The sequence below is a fragment of the Agathobaculum hominis genome (assembly GCF_014288055.1).
In the GTDB taxonomy this organism is placed as follows: Bacteria; Bacillota; Clostridia; order Oscillospirales; family Butyricicoccaceae; genus Agathobaculum; species Agathobaculum hominis.
This window is the reverse complement of record NZ_JACOPK010000007.1, coordinates 25,787-43,907: the sequence shown is the minus strand read 5'-3', so window position 1 is coordinate 43,907 and position 18,121 is coordinate 25,787. Positions and strand designations below refer to the sequence as shown.

Genomic DNA, 18,121 nt, shown 5'->3' with positions numbered 1-18,121 from the left:
GCTAAGCTCCCGACAATGTATATTTTTATTTTTCATAGGAGGTAATCCATTATGAAACTCAAGCCCCTTTGCGACCGTGTTGTCGTTAAAATGGTAGAGGCAGAGGAGACCACCGCAAGCGGTATCATTCTGACCGCATCCGCTCAGGAAAAGCCGCAGGTAGCGGAGATCATCGAGGTCGGCCCCGGCGGCGTCGTTGACGGTAAGGAGATCAAGATGGAGGTCCAGAAGGGCCAGAAGGTCATCACCAGCAAGTACTCCGGCACCGAGGTCAAGCTCGACGGCGAGAAGTATATCATCGTTCGCCAGAGCGATATTCTTGCAATCGTAGAGTAATTTCAGAAAGAGGTAATTCATCATGGCTAAGCAGCTTATTTACGGCGAGGACGCGCGCAAGGCTCTGCAGCGCGGCATTGATCAGCTCGCTGATACCGTTAAGGTAACCATCGGCCCGAAGGGCCGCAACGTTGTACTCGACAAGAAGTACGGCGGTCCGCTCATCACCAATGACGGCGTTACCATCGCCAAGGAGATCGAGCTCGAGGACGCATTCGAGAACATGGGCGCACAGCTGGTCAAGGAAGTTGCAACCAAGACCAACGACGTTGCAGGCGACGGCACCACCACCGCTACTGTTCTGGCGCAGGCATTCGTTCGCGAGGGCCTGAAGAACGTTGCAGCAGGTGCAAACCCGATGGTTATGCGCCGCGGCATCTCCAAGGCAGTCAAGGCTGCTGTTGAAGCGATCGCAAAGAATTCCAAGACCGTAAACGGCACCGGCGACATCGCCCGCGTAGGCGCTATCTCCTCCGGTTCGGACGAGATCGGCGCTCTGATCGCAGAGGCTATGGAAAAGGTCTCCACCGACGGCGTTATCACCGTTGAGGAGTCCAAGACCGCTGAGACCTATTCTGAGGTCGTAGAGGGCATGCAGTTCGACCGCGGCTATGTTACTCCGTATATGTGCACCGACACCGAGAAGATGGAAGCAAACCTGGACGACGCTCTGGTGCTCATCACCGACAAGAAGCTGTCCAATATTCAGGAGCTGCTGCCGGTTCTCGAGCAGGTCGTAAAGAGCGGCAAGAAGTTGCTCATCATCGCAGAGGACATCGAGGGCGAGGCGCTGTCCACCCTGATCGTAAACCGTCTGCGCGGCACCTTTACCTGTGTAGCTGTCAAGGCTCCGGGCTTCGGCGATCGCCGCAAGGATATGCTCCGCGATATCGCGATCCTGACCGGCGGTACCGTTATCTCCGAGGAGGTCGGTATCGAGCTGAAGGACGCTACCATGGATATGCTGGGCTCCGCTCGTCAGATCAAGGTCACCAAGGAAAACACCACGATCGTTGACGGCGCAGGCGACAAGCAGGCTATTGCAAACCGTGTTGCCGAGATCCGCGGTGCAATCGAGCGCACCACCTCTGACTTTGACCGTGAGAAGCTGCAGGAGCGTCTGGCTAAGCTGGCAGGCGGCGTTGCAGTAATCAAGGTCGGCGCTGCAACCGAGACCGAGATGAAGGAGCAGAAGCTCCGCATCGAGGATGCGCTGAACGCTACTCGTGCAGCAGTCGAAGAAGGTATCGTAGCAGGCGGCGGCGTTGCATACGTCAACGCGATCGCAGCAGTTGAGGCTCTGGCAGCAGAGGCAGCTGGCGACGAGAAGACCGGCATGCAGATCGTTGCACGCGGTCTGGAAGCTCCGATGAAGCAGATCGCTGCCAACGCAGGCATCGAGGGCGCAGTTGTTCTCGACAAGGTCAAGAATTCCGACAAGGTCGGCTACGGCTTCGACGCTGCAACCGAGACCTACGGCGACATGATCGCAAACGGCATCGTTGACCCGACCAAGGTTAACCGTTCTGCACTCCAGAACGCAGCATCTGTTGCTTCCATGGTTCTGACCACTGAGAGCCTGATCGCTGACAAGAAGGAGCCTGTCGCTCCGGCTCCGGCTGCTCCGGATATGGGCGGCATGTACTAAGAAGTGCCGAAAAATGCTGAAAACACTGGGGATTTCGAGGGTTAAAAGGCAAACTTACCATAAACTTACGACAATCGTCAGTGGAAAAGTGTCAGATATGTATGAGGCCGACGCCTGCAAAATGCAGGCGTCGGCTTTTTCTCTTGCAGGAATAAAAATGCTGCGCAGCTTTTGCCGCGCAGTCCATACAGAAGAAAGCCGTTCGGATGCTGACCCGAACGGCTTTTCTGCAATCAGTTTTCGGTTTTATACAGTATGAAATGATTTCGTCTGTATGCAAGCATTCCCTCATCGCGCATACGGCTCAGCTCCTTGGACAGGGCGCTGCGATCGAGATTGAGGTAGTCTGCGAGCTGCTGGCGGTTGAAGGGAATATCGAACTCATACCGGCCCTGCCGTGCAGCCTCGCCGGAAAGATAAGTCAGCAGCCTGCCGCGCACATTTTTGGCCGATGTACAGAAAATGCGGGTCGACAGCGTCAGATTTTTCTGCGCGGTAAGCAGAAGAATGCGCTGCATCAGTTTGCTGTGCCAGCTTTCAGCTGCATTGTCTCCGTCAAGCAGGGGGAGCAGGCTGAGAAAAAGGATTTCGCAGTCCTTCGCCGCAACGGCGTCCACCATAAGCGCTTCACCGCAGAGCGCATAAGTCTCCGCAAACACGCCTCCGGCTTCGACGCTGCTCAAAATACTGTGTGTTCCCCAGAAATCGCTGCTTTCAATGTGCACACAGCCTGAAACGACAATACCCATTTCGCGTGTACGGCTTCCGGCGCGCAGAATGAGCGCACCATGAGGAAAACGGTCTGTGCGCATGCAGCCGAGACTGCGGAGAAGCCGCAGCTCCTGGGCAGTAAAGCCGGAAAAGAACGGTAATTCTAAAAGATTCATGCGCACCTCGCTTCCAATTCGACACACCTGTATGCCTGCATTATACTATAAAAACGTGCGAAAAGCAAGCGGAACCCCTTCTTACTGCTGCTGTTTCTTCCACTCTGCGTGAAGCGCGGAAAACGGGCGCAGCGCACGGTCGAGAATGCCGTGAATCTGCGCGATGGCAATGCCGTAGTTGGTGACAGGGATACACTGTTCCGCTGCTCGACGCAGACGCGACTGCATTTCGCGCTCGCCCAGCATGCATGCGCCGCAGTGGATGATGAGCGCATAGGGCGAGAGATTTTCCGGGAACTCGCCGCCGGAGGTAAAGACAAAGCGAATGTCTCTGCCGGTATACTGTCTGACCCATCGCGGCAGCTTTTCCGTGCCAATGTCGCCGCACTGGCGGTGGTGGGTGCAGCCCTCGGAGATCAGCACAGTATCGCCGTCCTTCAGCTGACGCAGTGCGGCCGCGCCGAGCACCGCCGTGCGCAGGTCGCCCTTGTACCGTGCAAAAAGAATGGAAAACGAGGTAAGGCGAACGGAATCGGGCACGATCCGGCTGACCATGCCGAAGGCCTGCGAGTCGGTGACAACGAGCGCCGGCGGCTCGCGCAGCAGGCTGAGCGTGCGTGCGAGCTCGGTCTCGCGTGTGACAACCGGAATACAGCCTGCGTCGAGCAGTGAACGGATGGTCTGCTGCTGCGGCAGGATCAGACGTCCCTTGGGGGCGGCGGAGTCGATCGGGGTGACGAGAACTACTGCATCACCGGGCGATACAAGATCGGCGATGAGCTCGCGTGCCGGCGGCACAGAGCGTACAAGAGCAGCGATCTTTTCCTTGAGCGCATGGATGTTTCCGTTTTCGCGTGCCGAGACAAAAATCATATTTTCCGGGATATTCTCCGGAACCGTTACCAGATCTGCCTTGTTCATTGCGATAACGTAAGGGATGTGCCGTTCTTCGAACAGCTGCGTCAGGCCGCGGTCGGCCTGTGAGAGACCTGCGGCCGCATCCACCACGAGAACCGCGATATCGGTCTGGTCGAGCACGCGGCGCGCCCGGCGCACCCGTTCTTCACCGAGCGTTCCCTCATCATCCAGTCCCGGCGTGTCGATGATAACGACCGGACCGAGGGGGAGCAGCTCCATCGCCTTGCGGACAGGGTCGGTCGTTGTACCGCGCACCTCGGAGACTACGGAAAGCTCCTGCCCGGTCACACGGTTGACCAGACTGGATTTGCCTGCATTGCGCAGACCGAAAAAGCCGATGTGTACGCGCTCCGCAGATACCTGTGCATTGAGACTCATGGCTCAGCCCTCCTCAGAAGCGGAAATCGCGGCGGTTGGACGAGCGGATGTCGCTGATGTGCTGAGCTGCAAGCGTGCGGACCTTTTCATTCGGGATCTTGTGCAGTTCGCGGTCGATCAGCTCCATGCCGACGCGGCGTGTATCCTCACTCGCGTAGTCGACAAGAAATTCTTCAAGCGTCATCAGTGCGTTCGGATGGCAGCAGTTGAGGATCTGACCGGACTTGCACAGACTCATGAAGCGGTCGCCCGTGCGTCCCTCACGATAGCATGCTGTGCAGAAGGAAGGAATATATCCCATCTCCATCAGCCACCGGACGACTTCGTCGAGCGAACGCTGGTCGGAAACATCGAACTGCTCGGTGTCGTGCGGACGTTCCTGCTCGGTGTAGCCGCCGACCGAGGTGCGGGACGCACCGCTGATCTGAGAAATGCCGAGATGCAGTGCGCGCGCGCGCACCTTTTCGCTCTCGCGGGTGGAAATGATCATGCCGGTATACGGAACGGCAATGCGGATGCACGCGATAACCTTTTCAAACAGCGGATCGGCAAGACCATTGTCGAATACGTCCGGGTCGATGTCGTCGGCGCGCTTGATGCGAGGCACGCTGATGGTGTGCGGACCGACACCGTGCACCGCCTCGAGATGCTCAGCATGCATCAGCAGACCGGCAAATTCATATCTGTACTTTTCCAGACCGAACAGTACGCCCAGACCAACGTCATCGATACCGCCCTCCATCGCGCGGTCCATCGCCTCGGTGTGGTAGTCGTAGTCGTGTTTGGGACCGGTCGGGTGCAGCTCAAGATAGCTGTTCTTATGGTAGGTTTCCTGAAACAGGATGTAGGTGCCGATACCGGCATTCTTGAGCATGCGGTACTCGTCGACCGTCGTTGCAGCAATATTGACATTCGCGCGGCGGATCGCGCCGTTTTTATGCTTGACGCTGTAAATCGTGTCCAGACATTCGAGAATATATTCGATCGGATTGTTCTTCGGGTCCTCTCCGGCTTCAATGGCAAGGCGCTTGTGGCCAAGATCCTGAAGCGCGATAACCTCGGCGCGCACCTCATCCTGCGTCAGCTTTTTGCGCGCGATATGACGGTTTTTCGCATGATACGGGCAGTAAACGCAGCCGTTGATACAGTAATTGGACAGATAGAGCGGCGCAAACATAACGATGCGGTTGCCATAGAAGGCGAGCTTGATTTCCTCGGCGAGCCTGTACATCTCGGCGATCTTCTCCGGGTTTTCGCAGGCGAGCAGTACGGATGCCTCGCGGTGGGTCAGACCGGCGCAGTGAACGCCGCCGGCGGTCTTTTTCGGACGCGCCTTCTCGAGAAGACTGTCGATCAGCTCGAGATTATTTTTGTTGCGCTCGGCGTATTCGAGCGTTTCAAGAATCTCCTCATGGTTGATGAAATCATCAGCATACATGGATTTCGGGTTATAAACAGCCATTTTATTATATCCTTTCTTGCTCAGAACAGATTTTACGATTTTACGTCGCCGCGGTCGATGACGATATTCGCGCCGACCAACTGCACACGCCGCGACAGGCAGCCGATGCACTGCGCCGCCTCCTCGCCGGTGCACAGCTTGCCGTCATAGAGTGCGTATTTTTTTCGCACAGAAAGCGGCGAGAGATTGGGCATGACGACATTCGCTCCGGCGGCAAGCCCGCGCTCGCGTCCGTCCGGGAGGATGGTTCCGAGGGCGGTCGTAGCCGGGAGCAGCAGCTTCGGCTGCATGAGCCGCAGCAGCGAGAGCAGGTAGACCGTCTGCTCCGCCGTTCCTGCGGGTCTGTCGCCAAAGGGTGTGTCCTTCTGGGGGATGAACGGGCCGATGCCGCACATCGCAGGGCGGAAGGTTTCGATGAATTTAAGGTCCTCAGCGAGCGTTTCAGGTGTCTGGAACGGCGAGCCGACCATAAAGCCGCAGCCGGTCTGGAAGCCGATGTCCTTCAGGTCGCGCAGACAGCGCATACGGTTTTCGAACGACATTTCCGCCGGATGCAGCTTTTCATAGTGCGTCCGGTCTGCTGTCTCATGCCGCAGCAGATAGCGGTCTGCGCCGGCGGCAAACATGGCCTCGTAATCTTCCCGCGGGAATTCACCGAGCGAAAGCGTTACCGCACAGTCCGGGAATTTTCGCTTGATGCGGCGTACCGTGCGGCAGATGGAATCGACGCCGAACGCGCCGTCCTCGCCGCCCTGCATGACAAAGGTGCGGAAGCCGAGCGTATAACCCTCGCACGCGCATTCGAAGATCTCGTCCTCGGTCAGACGGTAGCGGTCGGCGTGCGTGTTGGAGCGGCGGATGCCGCAGTACAGGCAGTCGTTGCGGCAGATATTTCCGATCTCGATCAGGCCGCGGATATAAACGTCCGTGCCATAGACCTCACGCCGGACACCGGCGGCAAGCGCCCCTGCATACGCTGCGGTCTCTTCGTCCTGTGCGCGCACGAGAAACGCATAGTCCTCCTTTGAGAGACTGTGCTCGCGCGCGAGACGGTCGATGAGTTTTTTTGCGTCGTTATTCATCGGCAAGCACATTGGAGTAGGCGGTTTTGACGCTGATACCGTCGAGACTGCCGATCTTGCCGGAAAGCGCAGAGATCACATCCTGCGGCGCGTCGATGGCGATGGAGACGATGTTGATGCTGCGCGCGCGGTAGGGGATACCCATGCGCCCGATGATATAATGACCGTACTCGTGCAGCAGATGGTTCAGCTGCTCGACCGAATCCGTGTTTTCTACGATGATGCCCATGACGGCGACTCTTGTCTGCATAACTTTTCCTCCGAGACAAAAACTGCGGCTGCGCCCGAAAGCAGGCACAGCCGCAGAGAGTCCTGCCCGGAAAAAATGGAACGGGGCAGGGCGCTATTTTCTGTCAGCTGCACCTTTCACGCAGTCGCCCGCAGGGCGGCTTAATGTCAGGCGCAGGGAAGCGCGTCTGAAAACGCGCATCTCTTACTTATAATATAGTATAACGTCGAAAAACGCGGTGCGCAAGCGGAAATTTCAGACGGTCCAAAATCCGTCAAGCAGAAAATCGCCGATTTTACGGCCGAATTTTTGTGACAGATTTCGGCGGATTTGGTCTACCATCGCAATATCTTGTGTGTTATAATAGTCACTGCTACAAAATAGGAAGAGAAGGAGTGACGACGATGGTCCGCGTCATCAAGAAAGACCATACCAGAGAGGCGTTCAACATCCAGAAAGTTGTGACCGCCGTCAATAAAAGTGCGAACCGCGTGCTTTACACGTTTACCGACGACGAGCTGAAATCGATCTGCGATCATGTCGAGGGTTATATCCGTGACCATGCCATGACAGATGTACAGATCTGGCAGATGCACAACATCGTCGAGTCTGCCCTCGAGGCCGTGCGCCCCGAGGTCGCGAAAAGCTACCGCGACTACCGCAACTACAAGCAGGATTTCGTCGGCATGTTGGACAGCGTCTATAAAAAGAGCCAGTCTATCATGTACATCGGCGACCGTGAAAATTCCAATACTGATTCCGCGCTCGTTTCTACAAAGCGCAGTCTGATCTTTAATCAGCTCAACAAGGAGCTGTATCAGAAGTTCTTCATGAATACCGAGGAGCTGCAGGCCTGCCGCGACGGCTATATCTATATCCATGACATGTCTGCGCGCCGCGACACGATGAACTGCTGTCTGTTCGATGTGAAGCACGTGCTGAAGGACGGCTTTGAGATGGGCAATCTGTGGTACAATGAGCCGAAAACACTCAACGTCGCGTTCGATGTCATCGGCGATATCGTGCTTTCGGCGGCAAGTCAGCAGTACGGCGGCTTTACTGTGCCGAGCGTTGATCTGCTGCTCGAGCCGTATGCCGAGCGCAGCTATAAAATGCTGACCGAAAAATACAGTGCGCTCGGCCTCGATCCGGAGACGGTCGAAAAAGCCGTCATGGCGGATATCCTGAACGATTTTGAGCAGGGCTTCCAGGGCTGGGAGTACAAATTCAACACGGTCGCATCCAGCCGCGGCGATTATCCGTTTATCACCATGACGATGGGCACCGGCACAAGCCGCTTTGCAAAGCTCGCTTCCATCACCATGCTCAACGTCCGCCGCAAGGGTCAGGGCAGGAAGGGCAACAAAAAGCCGGTTCTGTTCCCGAAGATCGTATTTCTGTACGACGAGAACCTGCACGGTCCCGGCGGCGAGCTCGAGGACGTCTTTGAGGCCGGCATCGAATGCTCTGCACGCGCGATGTACCCGGACTGGCTGTCGCTGACCGGCGAAGGCTACGTGCCCTCCATATACAAAAAATACGGCGCGATCATCAGCCCGATGGGCTGCCGCGCGTTCCTGTCTCCGTGGTTTGAACGCGGCGGCATGGAGCCGGCGGACGAGAAGGACAGGCCGGTGTTCGTCGGCCGCTGGAATATCGGCGCAGTATCGCTGCATCTGCCGATGATCTACGCCAAGTCGCAGCAGGAAAACCGTCCGTTCCATGAGGTGCTCGACTACTATCTGGAGCTGATCCGCAGACTGCACATCCGTACCTATGCGTACCTCGGTGAAATGCGTGCCTCCACCAATCCGCTCGCATACTGCGAGGGCGGCTTCTACGGCGGCCACCTCAAGCCGGGCGATAAGATCAAGCCTATTCTCAAGACTGCGACGGCTTCGTTCGGCATTACGGCGCTGAACGAGCTTCAGGAGCTTTATAACGGCAAGTCGCTTGCCGAGGACGGTGCGTTCGCGCTCGAAACGCTCAAGTACATCAACGAAAAGGTCGAGCAGTTCAAGCACGAGGACGGCAACCTGTATGCGATCTACGGTACGCCGGCCGAGAGCCTGTGCGGCCTTCAGGTCGAGCAGTTCCGCAGAAAATACGGCATCATCGAGGGCGTTTCCGACCGTCCGTATGTATCCAACAGCTTCCACTGCCACGTTACCGAGGATCTGACTCCGATCGAAAAGCAGGATCTCGAGGGCCGTTTCTGGAATCTGTGCAACGGCGGCAAGATCCAGTATGTCAAGTATCCCATCAGCTATAACCGCGAGGCCATCCGCTCGCTCGTGCGCCGTGCAATGAAGAAGGGATTCTATGAGGGCGTCAATCTCTCGCTCGCATACTGCGACGACTGCGGTCATGAGGAGCTCGCGATGGATGTCTGTCCGAAGTGCGGCAGCCGCAACCTCACCAAGATCGAGCGAATGAACGGGTATCTGTCCTATTCCCGCGTCAAGGGCGACACACGCCTGAACGATGCAAAAATGGCAGAAATTGCAGAAAGAAAGAGTATGTAACACACCATGCAGTATCATAATATCACCAAGGACGATATGCTGAACGGCGACGGACTCCGCGTTGTGCTGTGGGTCGCGGGCTGCGGTCATGCGTGCCCCGGCTGTCACAACCCGATCACGTGGGACGAAAACGGCGGTCTGCCGTTCGACGAGGCGGCAAAGGAAGAGATTTTCACCGAACTCGCCAAGGACTATGTGTCCGGCGTGACGTTTTCGGGCGGCGATCCGCTCTATCCGGCAAACCGGGAGCAGGTCGGTGCGCTCGCTCGCGAAGTCCATGCGCGTTTTCCGGAAAAGACCATCTGGCTGTATACAGGCTACCGCTGGGAGCAGATCGCAGATCTGCCGTTCCTTGATGCCATAGATGTTATCGTGGACGGGCCGTTCATCGAATCGCAGAAGAACACACAGCTCTGCTGGCGCGGCAGCGCCAATCAGCGCGTGATCGATGTTCGGCGTACCCGGGAGACCGGCACGGTCTGTCTGCATGAAAATACTGACAAATAAACAGGAGAGCATGAACGATGGAAAAAATCGCACAGTTTTATAAGGTAAGTGAAGAACAGTTCATCAACGACTGGCGCGCCGCGACCGGCAGCAGCATCGAAGAGGCAAAGTCGGTCTATGCGAACATCCGTCTGCCGCGCCGCGCGACCAAAGGCTCCGCAGGCTACGATTTCTTCGCGCCCGAGAGCTTCACGCTCGTCCCGCACGAGACGATCCTTATTCCGACCGGTATCCGCGTCATGATCGAGGACGGCTGGGTGCTTCAGCTTTACCCGCGCTCGGGTCTGGGCTTCCGTCATCGCCTTCAGCTCGATAACACGGTCGGCGTCATCGACAGCGACTATTTCGAGGCAAAAAACGAGGGCCATATCCTGATCAAGATGACAAGCGATGATCTGAACGGCAAGATGCTGTCTGTACAGTCCGGCGATGCGTTCGCGCAGGGCATTTTTCTGCCCTACGGCATCACGGTAGACGATGACGCAGACGGTCAGCGTGAAGGCGGCTTCGGCTCGACCACCGGAAAATAAGTCAAAAGAACAGCAAGGGAAACCGCTCGAAAGGTGGTTTCCCTTTGTTATGCACATTTTTCCTTCTCCGCGCTTATACTGAAAGCAGGGGGGATGCGGAATGCTCTGCCGCGGTCAGGCTATCGGCCTTGCGGTGCTGTTCTTCGGCGCAGGCGTACTCATCGGCAGTCTGCTGCCGCCGTGCTGGACGGTACGGTTGCTGGCGGCGGCAGTCATTGCAGCGGGTCTGCTCCTGTGTCAAAGCCTGTGAGAAGGGAGGAGAGCATGATGAAAGTTGCTGTCTGGAAGAGCCCGAAGTGTTTGTGCGGCATTCTCAGATACATTTTCCATATCAGATAATCTCAAAAGGCCGGATCAAACCGGCCTTTTGAGGCTGCCGAAAACATCGCATTTCAACTGGTCAAGAAAAAGTTTGCCATGCCGTTATATTTATGCTATAATATGTCTGCAAATAAAAAGGGAATGAAGTTCTCCCGCGGCGCATGCCGAAACCGCAGTTACTGCTGATGACTTCTGTGATATTTCACAGGGGTATCAGCTTTTTTTATGCCCCCGGAAGGAGAAAAACTATGTTAACATCACTTGCTCTCGTTTTTCTTGCCGGACTGGCTGCCGCAGCAGTCTGTTCGGCAATCAAGCTGCCGCGTATCATCGGAATGCTCCTCGTCGGCATTGTTCTTGGCCCGCACATACTGAATGTACTCGACGACTCGATCCTGTCGATCTCGTCCGAGCTGCGGCAGATGGCGCTTATCATCATTCTGCTCAAGGCCGGTCTGTCGCTCAACCTGTCCGACCTCAGACAGGTTGGCCGTCCTGCCGTCCTGCTCTCGTGCCTGCCTGCGACCTGCGAACTCGCCGGATACATACTGCTCGCGCCGTATCTTCTCGGTGTCAACCGCATCGAGGCCGCTGTTATGGGGGCCGTACTCGCAGCTGTTTCTCCGGCCGTTGTCGTGCCGCGCATGGTCTTTCTTATGGAAAATCGATGGGGCACGGACAAGAGCATTCCCCAAATGCTGCTGGCCGGTGCATCATGTGACGACATCTACGTTATCGTACTGTTTACGACTTTCACTGGTATCGCGCAGGGAGGAAATGCGAGGGCGGCAGACTTTCTGAACATCCCGGTTTCGGTCCTGCTTGGTATCGCAGTCGGTGCAGCAGCCGGATATGCTCTGTCGAGATTCTTTGAAGCGGCATTTGCCCGCAACCACATGGTTCGCGGCAGCGTCAAAGTTATCATCGTGCTGAGCGTTTCCTTCCTGCTTGTGGCGCTCGAGACTGTTCTCAAGGGAAAGATCGCGCTGTCCGGCCTGCTCGCGGTCACGAGCATGGCGTGCATGCTTGCACGAAAAACGACCGGCGAAGTTCGCGCACGCCTCAGCGAAAAGTTCGGAAAGCTCTGGATTGCAGCGGAGCTCATTCTGTTTGTGCTCGTCGGTGCCGCAGTTGACATCAGATATGTATCCGAGACCGGTCTCGCAGCGGTTTTGATGGTGTTTGCAGCACTGATTTTCCGTGCAGCGGGTGTTGTACTCTGCCTCGCAGGCACGAAGCTCAGTCGACGCGAGCGCTTGTTCTGCGTCATTGCTTACCTGCCGAAGGCAACCGTACAGGCAGCGATCGGCTCTGTGCCGCTTGCGATGGGGCTGCCGTGCGGCAAGATCGTGCTGTCCGTGGCGGTGCTCGCGATTTTGATCACTGCGCCCCTCGGCGCACTCGGCATGGATGCAGCATACCGGAAACTGCTGAAATATGAAGGCTGAACAGCCATTTTCACGAGAAAAACAGAGCGAACACTGACAAATACTTGACAAACAGGGCGACACAGGTCTATACTGGACAGAGAAGCAAGGGTGCCGCAGGCTGCGGCTGAGAGGGAATACCCCCAACCTTTTGAACCTGTTGGTTAGAACCATCGTAGGGAGCTGTCGCATCGAAATTACAATGCCGCAGTTTTCGTCAGAGAATGAGGACTGCGGCATTTTTATGCAGGAACGGTATCCAGACTTGCGGTGCTGTTCCGGAAAAGAGGAGAATTCTATGAAAAAAGTGCTTACGATTGCCGGTTCGGACTGCTCGGGCGGCGCAGGTGTGCAGGCTGACCTCAAAACCATGGCGGCGCACGGCGTGTTCGGCATGAGCGTCATCGTGTCGGTCGTCGCAGAGAACACCGCGCGCGTTATCGACATTCAGGACATCAGTCCGAGGATGATCGAGGAACAGATCGATGCGGTGTTTGAGGACATCGCGCCGGATGCGGTCAAGATCGGCATGCTTTCCTCGCCGGAATGCATGAAGGCAGTCGCAGACAAGCTGCGCCAGTATCGCCCGGCGAATGTTGTCATCGACCCGGTCATGTTTGCCAAGAACGGTGATCCGCTGATGGACCCGAAGTCGGTCGGCGCGCTGATCGAGACCGTGTTGCCGTTTGCCGATGTGCTGACGCCGAATGTGCCCGAAGCACAGTATCTGGCAGGCATGGAGATCCATACGCCCGCAGATATGGAAACCGCAGCGCGCAAAATCGGCGCGCTCGGCTGTAAAAACGTACTGGTCAAGGGCGGAAAAAACATTCCTGGCGCCGTGGATGTGCTGTTCGATGGTGAGACCTGCCATCGTATCGAGATCGAGCAGATCGACAGTACCTCGACGCACGGCACGGGCTGCACGCTGTCCTCTGCCATCGCGTCCAACCTCGCACTCGGCAAAAGCGTGCCCGAGGCAGTCCGCCTTGCGAAGGAGTATGTCACCGATGCAATCCGTCACGCGCCCGGTCTCGGACACGGCTGCGGACCGCTCGACCATTTTTGCCGTATTTTTAACAGGAGTGAATCAAAATGAAAGAGAAAAACATCCGTAAACTGACCATCGCAGGCGTGCTTGTTGCTGTTGCCGTTGTCGGCAGCCTGTTTTCCATCCCAGTTTTCGGCGCGAAGTGCTCGCCCGTACAGCATATGGTAAACGTACTCGGTGCGGTCCTGCTCGGCCCCGGTTATGCGGTCGGCATGGCGTTTGCCGCAGCGCTCATCCGCAATCTCCTCGGTCTGGGCAGCCTGCTCGCTTTTCCGGGTTCCATGATCGGCGCGCTGCTGTGCGGCGTGGCATACAGGCTGTGCCCGAAGCTGCCTGCGGCATATGCAGGCGAGGTATTCGGCACCGGCATTCTGGGCGGCCTTGCGTCCTACCCGATCGCCGCTGTCCTCATGGGCAACACCAAGGCGGCGCTGTTCACCTTTGTACCGAGCTTCCTTATCTCGACTGCGGTCGGCGCGGCGATTTCTGTCCTCGTGCTGTCCGCGCTCAAGCGCACGCATGTGTTCAGCAGCCTTGAGGGGGCTCTGCGTTGATCGAAGAACTGAAAAAAGTGATTGAGAGAACGGTCTCGTGCCGTCCGATGACCCATTGCATCACCAATCCGGTGACAGTTAACGACTGCGCGAATATCATTCTCGCGGCCGGCGGAACGGCTATCATGGCGCAGGATGAGCGCGAGGTCGAGGAGATCACGGCGCACGCCTCCTCGCTCGTTCTCAACATGGGCGCGGTGCGCGCGCAGGAAGCCATGCTGCGCGCGGCAGGAACCGCAAAAAAGCTCGGCCATCCGGTCGTACTCGATCCGGTTGCCGCAGGCGCGAGCCATTTGCGTGGTGATATGTGCGCGAAGCTCCTCGCGGAAGGCCTTGTCTCAGTCATCCGCGGCAACGTGTCTGAAATCCGTGCGCTGGCCGGCGGAACGGGGCAGGAGAGCGGTGTAGAGGCCGACCTCAGCGACCGCATTGACGAGGACAATCTTGCGGAATCCGCAGCCTGGCTGCGCGATTTTGCGCATCGTACCGGCACGGTCGTGCTGCTGACCGGTGCGATGGACGTGATCACAGACGGAAAACGCACCGCAGTGCTGTGCGGCGGCAGCGAGCTGCTCCGCCGCATCACCGGGGCAGGGTGTATGCTCACCTCGCTTGCCGGCGTGTACTGCGGCGCTGCACCCGATAGATTATTTGAAGCCACAGTCACGGCATCGGAGGTGATGAAGCATTGCGGAGAAATCGCAGAGGCGCGTGTGCGTAAAGAGATGGAGGGCACCGCTTCCTTTCGGACACGCCTGATCGACGCAGTCAGCCTGCTTTCAGCAGACGAACTGACGTCGCGCATCCGTCTGATCTGATACAGACGGAAAGTGCTGCCGGCAGAGTATGCCGACGGTCTTAGGATACAATCAACATCAATTCATTGGGGGTACCACCTTGAAAAACAACAAAACAACCCAAAGACTGCTCGATGCAACGCGCGAGATCTGGGAGGGCTATCTCAAGCATCCTTTCGTGCGCGGTATTGCCGACGGCAGCCTCGAAATTCAGAAATTTCGTTTTTATCTGTTGCAGGATTACGTTTACCTGTTTGACTATGCCAAGGTCTTTGCACAGGGCGTTGTCAAGTCGCGCGATCCCGAGGTCATGCGCATGTTTGCGTCCTCGGTCGCGAATATCCTCGGCGGCGAGATGAACATTCACCGCGGCTACATGAAGCGTCTCGGCATCACGGAGGAGGACGCCGAGCGCGTCAAGCCGTCGCTCCCGAACAGCTCATATACTGCCTACATGCGCGCTGTCGCGGCGGAGGAAGGCCCGGCGGAGATCATGGCAGCGGTGCTTTCCTGCGCGCTCAGCTATGAGTATATCGCAAAATGGATCGTCTCGAATTATCCAAATGCGGAAAAGCATGAATTCTATGGCGAATGGATACAGGGCTATGCCTCCGAAGATTACGCCGCAGAGAACCGCCGCCTCATCGCATATATGGAGCAGCTGGCCGAACACTATACCGATCCGCAGCTCGAGCGCCTCACCGACATTTTTGTCGACTGCTCGCTCTACGAGGGTATGTTCTGGGAAATGGCATGGAACGGGGAACTGTAAATGCTTGAGTTTCGCAACGTTACCTTTCAATATGACGTCGAGGATTTCAATATCATTGACGATCTGTCCTTTCACATCGGAAAAGGCGAATTTGTTTCGGTCATCGGCCCTTCCGGCTGCGGCAAATCTACGATTTTCCGTCTGACCGGTCAGCTGCTCACGCGCAAGAGCGGCGACATCCTGGTCGGCGGAGAGAGCATCGACGGCAGGAGAGGCTACTGCGGCTATATGCCTCAGCGCGACCTGCTGTTCCCGTGGCGCACAGTGAACGAAAATCTGCGTCTGCCGATGGAGGTGCGCGGCGGAATTCCACGTGCGGAAATGGACCGCCGTGTGGCAGAGACGCTGGAGCATGTCGGCCTTGCCGGCTGGGGTGACAAGCGTCCGGAGGAGCTTTCGGGCGGAATGCGGCAGCGGGCGGCCTTTGCGCGCACATTGCTGACCGGCTCCGAACTGCTGCTGCTGGACGAGCCGTTTTCCGCGCTCGACTTTCTCACGCGCATCACCATGCAGGAATGGCTGCTCGACCAGTGGGAGCGCGACAGCAAGACTGTGCTGTTTATCACGCATGATGTCGAAGAGGCGATCTTCCTTTCCGGCCGCGTGCTCGTGGTCGAAGATACGCCCATCCGCAGGCTGCGTTCCTTTGAGGTACCGGCGCCGTACCCGCGCACCCGTGCGTGCCTCACCGAGCCGCGGATGCTCGAGCTGCGCGAAAACCTTATCTCGCTGCTGCGCAGGGAGGTATCGGAATGAAAAAGAAAACGAATGCAAATCTGCCCGTCCTTATTTTCATGCTGGCGCTGCTGATCATCTGGCAGGCGGGCGCGATGGGTATGAACGCAGCATACATTCTTCCGTCTCCGACGCAGATTCTCGTGCGCCTGTGGGAGCTGCGGAAGCCGCTATTCACCGCACATCTTCCGGCAACCATGCTGTGCACAGGCGTAGGCCTCGCGATCTCGGTCGCGCTCGGCCTGCTGCTTGCCATCGTAATGGACGCCAGTCCGGCAGCGGAACGCATGCTCTATCCGCTCATCATCGCGTCGCAGACCATTCCGACGACCGCGCTCGCGCCGTTATTTGTGCTCTGGTTCGGCTATACGATCTGGAGCAAGGTGCTCGTGACCGTGCTCATCACGTTCTTTCCGATCGCGATGACGGTTTTCGACGGCTTTCGTTCGGCTAAGACCGATATGGTGGACATGCTGCGCACGTTCGGCGCAGGCCGAAAGGAGATATTCCTCAAGCTGAAGCTGCCGGCGGCGCTGCCGTATTTCTTCTCAGCCATAAAGATGGCAATCCCGATGTCGATCATCGGCGCTGCGATCGGTGAATGGCTTGGCGCGCAGGCGGGTCTCGGATATTTCAGCCGCCGCATGATGACGCAGCTGGACGGCGCAGGCGTTTTCGCGCCGATCGTCCTGCTGAGCGCGGTCGCAATGATCGCAGTCGGCATTGTCAGCTGGCTCGAAAAGAAGATTGTGACATGGAGAAGCAGCCTGTAACGACGCTCGAGGCGTTATGCTGATTTCATGCACACGTATCGTGCAATCAGCAAACAACAGAAAAACGAACTTTTGAATATTCAAGGAGAAAATTACCTATGAAAAAGCGATTTCTTGCACTTCTGGCAGCAGGCACACTGCTGCTGACCGGCTGCGGCGCACAGGGCGCTGCAAACAGCAATGCCGAAGCAGGCGGAGACGGCGGTGCGGAGGACAATCTGCACCATCTGACCGTTGTGCTCGACTGGTATCCGAATGCTCTGCACGCATTTCTGTATGAAGCACAGGAGAAGGGTTACTTTGCTGAGCAGGGACTGGATGTTGATATTCAGTCTCCGGCTGGTGTTAACGATGCGATGAGTATGGTTGCAGCAGGCAAGGCTGATATTGGCCTGTACTATCAGCAGGATGTCATTCAGGCGCGCGCTGAGCAGAACGTGCCGATCAAGTCGATCGGTGCGGTTGTGCAGGGCCCGCTGAATATCGTGCTCTCGCTCAAGGATAAAAATATCACCTCTCCGAAGGATCTGGAGGGCAAGACGGTCGGTTATGCCGGTACGGAGCTTTCTGAGGCCCTGATCCGCAGCATCATGAAGAACTCCGGCGCAGACCCGGACAGCGTAAAACTGGTAGATGTCGGCTTTGATCTGATGAGCTCGATGACCACCGGCAATGTAGACGCAACCATCGGCTGCCTGGTCAACCATGAGGTGCCGCAGCTCGAGAAGGAGGGCTTTGAGGTCAATTACTTCTTCCCGGATGATTTCGGTGTGCCGAAATACTATGAGGGCATTTTCCTTGCAAGCGATGAGATGATCGATAACGAGCCGGATGTGCTTGCAGGCTTTCTGACTGCATGCAGCAAGGGCTTCGAGGACTTCAAGAACAGCACGGATGAGGTTCTGCAGGTTCTGCTCGACAATCAGGATGAGGCGAACTTTGCGTTGGACCCGGATGTAGAGAAGAAGTCCTGTGAAACGCTGCTTCCGCTCATGGAGACCGCAGATGCAAAGTTCCTGTCTCAGACTGAGGCCTGCTGGCAGGAGAATATCGACTGGATGTACGATGAGGGTCTGATCTCTGCCAAGCCGGAGGTTTCCGACGTTATGGCAACGATCGCTTACTGATACACTCCGCAATACAAAACGGCATGGACATACGTCCATGCCGTTTTCTCATTTACGGTTTT

20 protein-coding genes and 2 riboswitches are annotated in these 18,121 nt (G+C 56.9%); of the genes, 15 read left to right on the top strand and 5 right to left on the bottom strand.

Going from position 1 to position 18,121, the window contains the following annotated elements; all coding sequences use genetic code 11:
* The first annotated feature begins 51 nt into the window (after positions 1 to 51).
* Genes H8S02_RS08505 through H8S02_RS08495 form a run of 3 tightly spaced genes read left to right on the top strand, consistent with a single transcriptional unit; the run spans position 52 to position 2,243 of the window.
* Positions 52 to 336 (top strand): co-chaperone GroES, encoded by a 285-nt coding sequence (locus H8S02_RS08505; RefSeq protein ID WP_118685000.1) that lies wholly within the window; start codon positions 52 to 54, stop codon positions 334 to 336.
* 22 nt (positions 337 to 358) lie between these two features.
* The gene (gene groL / locus H8S02_RS08500; protein WP_186970163.1) at positions 359 to 1,984 is read left to right on the top strand and encodes a chaperonin GroEL; all 1,626 of its coding nucleotides are present in this window, start codon (positions 359 to 361) and stop codon (positions 1,982 to 1,984) included.
* 13 nt (positions 1,985 to 1,997) lie between these two features.
* Entirely contained in the window at positions 1,998 to 2,243 is a 246-nt protein-coding gene (locus H8S02_RS08495) for a hypothetical protein (protein WP_186970162.1), read from the top strand.
* Here the strand turns inward: H8S02_RS08495 and H8S02_RS08490 are convergent.
* The 5 genes from H8S02_RS08490 to H8S02_RS08470 form a co-directional block, all read right to left on the bottom strand.
* On the bottom strand, positions 2,218 to 2,796 hold the full coding sequence (locus H8S02_RS08490) for a Crp/Fnr family transcriptional regulator (RefSeq protein WP_279287291.1): 579 nt from the start codon (positions 2,794 to 2,796) through the stop codon (positions 2,218 to 2,220). The genes H8S02_RS08495 and H8S02_RS08490 overlap by 26 nt on opposite strands.
* 156 nt (positions 2,797 to 2,952) lie before the next feature.
* On the bottom strand, positions 2,953 to 4,167 hold the full coding sequence (hydF, locus tag H8S02_RS08485; RefSeq protein WP_186970160.1) for a [FeFe] hydrogenase H-cluster maturation GTPase HydF: 1,215 nt from the start codon (positions 4,165 to 4,167) through the stop codon (positions 2,953 to 2,955).
* Between the two features lie 13 nt (positions 4,168 to 4,180).
* Positions 4,181 to 5,629: a [FeFe] hydrogenase H-cluster radical SAM maturase HydG gene (gene hydG, locus H8S02_RS08480; RefSeq protein WP_118722374.1), complete on the bottom strand. Its 1,449-nt coding sequence runs from the start codon at positions 5,627 to 5,629 to the stop codon at positions 4,181 to 4,183.
* A gap of 32 nt (positions 5,630 to 5,661) precedes the next feature.
* On the bottom strand, positions 5,662 to 6,711 hold the full coding sequence (gene hydE / locus H8S02_RS08475; protein WP_186970159.1) for a [FeFe] hydrogenase H-cluster radical SAM maturase HydE: 1,050 nt from the start codon (positions 6,709 to 6,711) through the stop codon (positions 5,662 to 5,664).
* A complete protein-coding gene (locus H8S02_RS08470) occupies positions 6,704 to 6,961 on the bottom strand; it encodes a TM1266 family iron-only hydrogenase system putative regulator (protein WP_118684988.1) in 258 nt (85 codons plus the stop codon). The genes hydE and H8S02_RS08470 overlap by 8 nt, the downstream gene beginning before the upstream one ends.
* A gap of 383 nt (positions 6,962 to 7,344) precedes the next feature.
* Here H8S02_RS08470 and nrdD point away from each other — a divergent pair, with 383 nt between their 5' ends.
* The 12 genes from nrdD (at position 7,345) to H8S02_RS08410 (ending at position 18,059) form a co-directional block, all read left to right on the top strand.
* Complete coding sequence (nrdD, locus tag H8S02_RS08465) at positions 7,345 to 9,465, top strand: anaerobic ribonucleoside-triphosphate reductase (protein WP_186970246.1); 2,121 nt, start codon at positions 7,345 to 7,347, stop codon at positions 9,463 to 9,465.
* Positions 9,466 to 9,471: 6 nt separating this feature from the next.
* Positions 9,472 to 9,972, top strand: coding sequence for an anaerobic ribonucleoside-triphosphate reductase activating protein (nrdG, locus tag H8S02_RS08460; RefSeq protein WP_118684984.1), 501 nt, complete (start codon positions 9,472 to 9,474; stop codon positions 9,970 to 9,972).
* A gap of 17 nt (positions 9,973 to 9,989) precedes the next feature.
* Positions 9,990 to 10,502: a dCTP deaminase/dUTPase family protein gene (locus H8S02_RS08455; RefSeq protein ID WP_186970158.1), complete on the top strand. Its 513-nt coding sequence runs from the start codon at positions 9,990 to 9,992 to the stop codon at positions 10,500 to 10,502.
* 100 nt (positions 10,503 to 10,602) lie between these two features.
* A complete protein-coding gene (locus H8S02_RS08450) occupies positions 10,603 to 10,752 on the top strand; it encodes a hypothetical protein (protein ID WP_186970157.1) in 150 nt (49 codons plus the stop codon).
* A gap of 199 nt (positions 10,753 to 10,951) precedes the next feature.
* A riboswitch (Fluoride riboswitch) is annotated at positions 10,952 to 11,025 on the top strand.
* Positions 11,026 to 11,071: 46 nt separating this feature from the next.
* Positions 11,072 to 12,271, top strand: a complete 1,200-nt coding sequence (locus H8S02_RS08445; protein ID WP_186970156.1) for a cation:proton antiporter — start codon at positions 11,072 to 11,074, stop codon at positions 12,269 to 12,271.
* Positions 12,272 to 12,347: 76 nt separating this feature from the next.
* Positions 12,348 to 12,449: riboswitch (TPP riboswitch) on the top strand.
* A 99-nt stretch (positions 12,450 to 12,548) separates the two neighbouring features.
* On the top strand, positions 12,549 to 13,349 hold the full coding sequence (thiD, locus tag H8S02_RS08440; protein ID WP_186970155.1) for a bifunctional hydroxymethylpyrimidine kinase/phosphomethylpyrimidine kinase: 801 nt from the start codon (positions 12,549 to 12,551) through the stop codon (positions 13,347 to 13,349).
* Positions 13,346 to 13,855 carry an energy coupling factor transporter S component ThiW gene (gene thiW, locus H8S02_RS08435; protein ID WP_186970154.1) on the top strand — a complete coding sequence of 170 codons (510 nt, stop codon included), beginning with the start codon at positions 13,346 to 13,348 and terminating at the stop codon, positions 13,853 to 13,855. Before thiD ends, thiW begins: the two co-directional genes overlap by 4 nt.
* A gap of 17 nt (positions 13,856 to 13,872) precedes the next feature.
* Positions 13,873 to 14,673: a hydroxyethylthiazole kinase gene (thiM, locus tag H8S02_RS08430; protein WP_186970153.1), complete on the top strand. Its 801-nt coding sequence runs from the start codon at positions 13,873 to 13,875 to the stop codon at positions 14,671 to 14,673.
* Positions 14,674 to 14,752: 79 nt separating this feature from the next.
* Positions 14,753 to 15,424, top strand: a complete 672-nt coding sequence (gene tenA, locus H8S02_RS08425) for a thiaminase II (RefSeq protein WP_243166462.1) — start codon at positions 14,753 to 14,755, stop codon at positions 15,422 to 15,424.
* Positions 15,425 to 16,180, top strand: a complete 756-nt coding sequence (locus H8S02_RS08420) for an ABC transporter ATP-binding protein (RefSeq protein WP_186970151.1) — start codon at positions 15,425 to 15,427, stop codon at positions 16,178 to 16,180.
* Positions 16,177 to 16,932 carry an ABC transporter permease gene (locus tag H8S02_RS08415; protein WP_186970150.1) on the top strand — a complete coding sequence of 252 codons (756 nt, stop codon included), beginning with the start codon at positions 16,177 to 16,179 and terminating at the stop codon, positions 16,930 to 16,932. The genes H8S02_RS08420 and H8S02_RS08415 overlap by 4 nt, the downstream gene beginning before the upstream one ends.
* Positions 16,933 to 17,030: 98 nt before the next feature.
* A complete protein-coding gene (locus H8S02_RS08410) occupies positions 17,031 to 18,059 on the top strand; it encodes an ABC transporter substrate-binding protein (protein WP_186970149.1) in 1,029 nt (342 codons plus the stop codon).
* Positions 18,060 to 18,121: the final 62 nt, after the last annotated feature.

What these genes read in the sequence shown, in the direction of transcription:
- thiW (WP_186970154.1), top strand. Translation starts at nt 13,346, where the DNA reads ATGAAAGAGAAAAACATCCGTAAACTGACCATCGCAGGCGTGCTTGTT.
- hydE (WP_186970159.1), bottom strand. Translation starts at nt 6,711, where the DNA reads ATGAATAACGACGCAAAAAAACTCATCGACCGTCTCGCGCGCGAGCAC.
- H8S02_RS08505 (WP_118685000.1), top strand. Translation starts at nt 52, where the DNA reads ATGAAACTCAAGCCCCTTTGCGACCGTGTTGTCGTTAAAATGGTAGAG.
- H8S02_RS08450 (WP_186970157.1), top strand. Translation starts at nt 10,603, where the DNA reads ATGCTCTGCCGCGGTCAGGCTATCGGCCTTGCGGTGCTGTTCTTCGGC.
- H8S02_RS08445 (WP_186970156.1), top strand. Translation starts at nt 11,072, where the DNA reads ATGTTAACATCACTTGCTCTCGTTTTTCTTGCCGGACTGGCTGCCGCA.
- H8S02_RS08455 (WP_186970158.1), top strand. Translation starts at nt 9,990, where the DNA reads ATGGAAAAAATCGCACAGTTTTATAAGGTAAGTGAAGAACAGTTCATC.
- thiD (WP_186970155.1), top strand. Translation starts at nt 12,549, where the DNA reads ATGAAAAAAGTGCTTACGATTGCCGGTTCGGACTGCTCGGGCGGCGCA.
- H8S02_RS08495 (WP_186970162.1), top strand. Translation starts at nt 1,998, where the DNA reads ATGCTGAAAACACTGGGGATTTCGAGGGTTAAAAGGCAAACTTACCAT.
- H8S02_RS08415 (WP_186970150.1), top strand. Translation starts at nt 16,177, where the DNA reads ATGAAAAAGAAAACGAATGCAAATCTGCCCGTCCTTATTTTCATGCTG.
- H8S02_RS08420 (WP_186970151.1), top strand. Translation starts at nt 15,425, where the DNA reads ATGCTTGAGTTTCGCAACGTTACCTTTCAATATGACGTCGAGGATTTC.
- nrdG (WP_118684984.1), top strand. Translation starts at nt 9,472, where the DNA reads ATGCAGTATCATAATATCACCAAGGACGATATGCTGAACGGCGACGGA.
- H8S02_RS08410 (WP_186970149.1), top strand. Translation starts at nt 17,031, where the DNA reads ATGAAAAAGCGATTTCTTGCACTTCTGGCAGCAGGCACACTGCTGCTG.
- hydG (WP_118722374.1), bottom strand. Translation starts at nt 5,629, where the DNA reads ATGGCTGTTTATAACCCGAAATCCATGTATGCTGATGATTTCATCAAC.
- nrdD (WP_186970246.1), top strand. Translation starts at nt 7,345, where the DNA reads ATGGTCCGCGTCATCAAGAAAGACCATACCAGAGAGGCGTTCAACATC.
- hydF (WP_186970160.1), bottom strand. Translation starts at nt 4,167, where the DNA reads ATGAGTCTCAATGCACAGGTATCTGCGGAGCGCGTACACATCGGCTTT.
- H8S02_RS08490 (WP_279287291.1), bottom strand. Translation starts at nt 2,796, where the DNA reads ATGCGCACAGACCGTTTTCCTCATGGTGCGCTCATTCTGCGCGCCGGA.
- H8S02_RS08470 (WP_118684988.1), bottom strand. Translation starts at nt 6,961, where the DNA reads ATGCAGACAAGAGTCGCCGTCATGGGCATCATCGTAGAAAACACGGAT.
- groL (WP_186970163.1), top strand. Translation starts at nt 359, where the DNA reads ATGGCTAAGCAGCTTATTTACGGCGAGGACGCGCGCAAGGCTCTGCAG.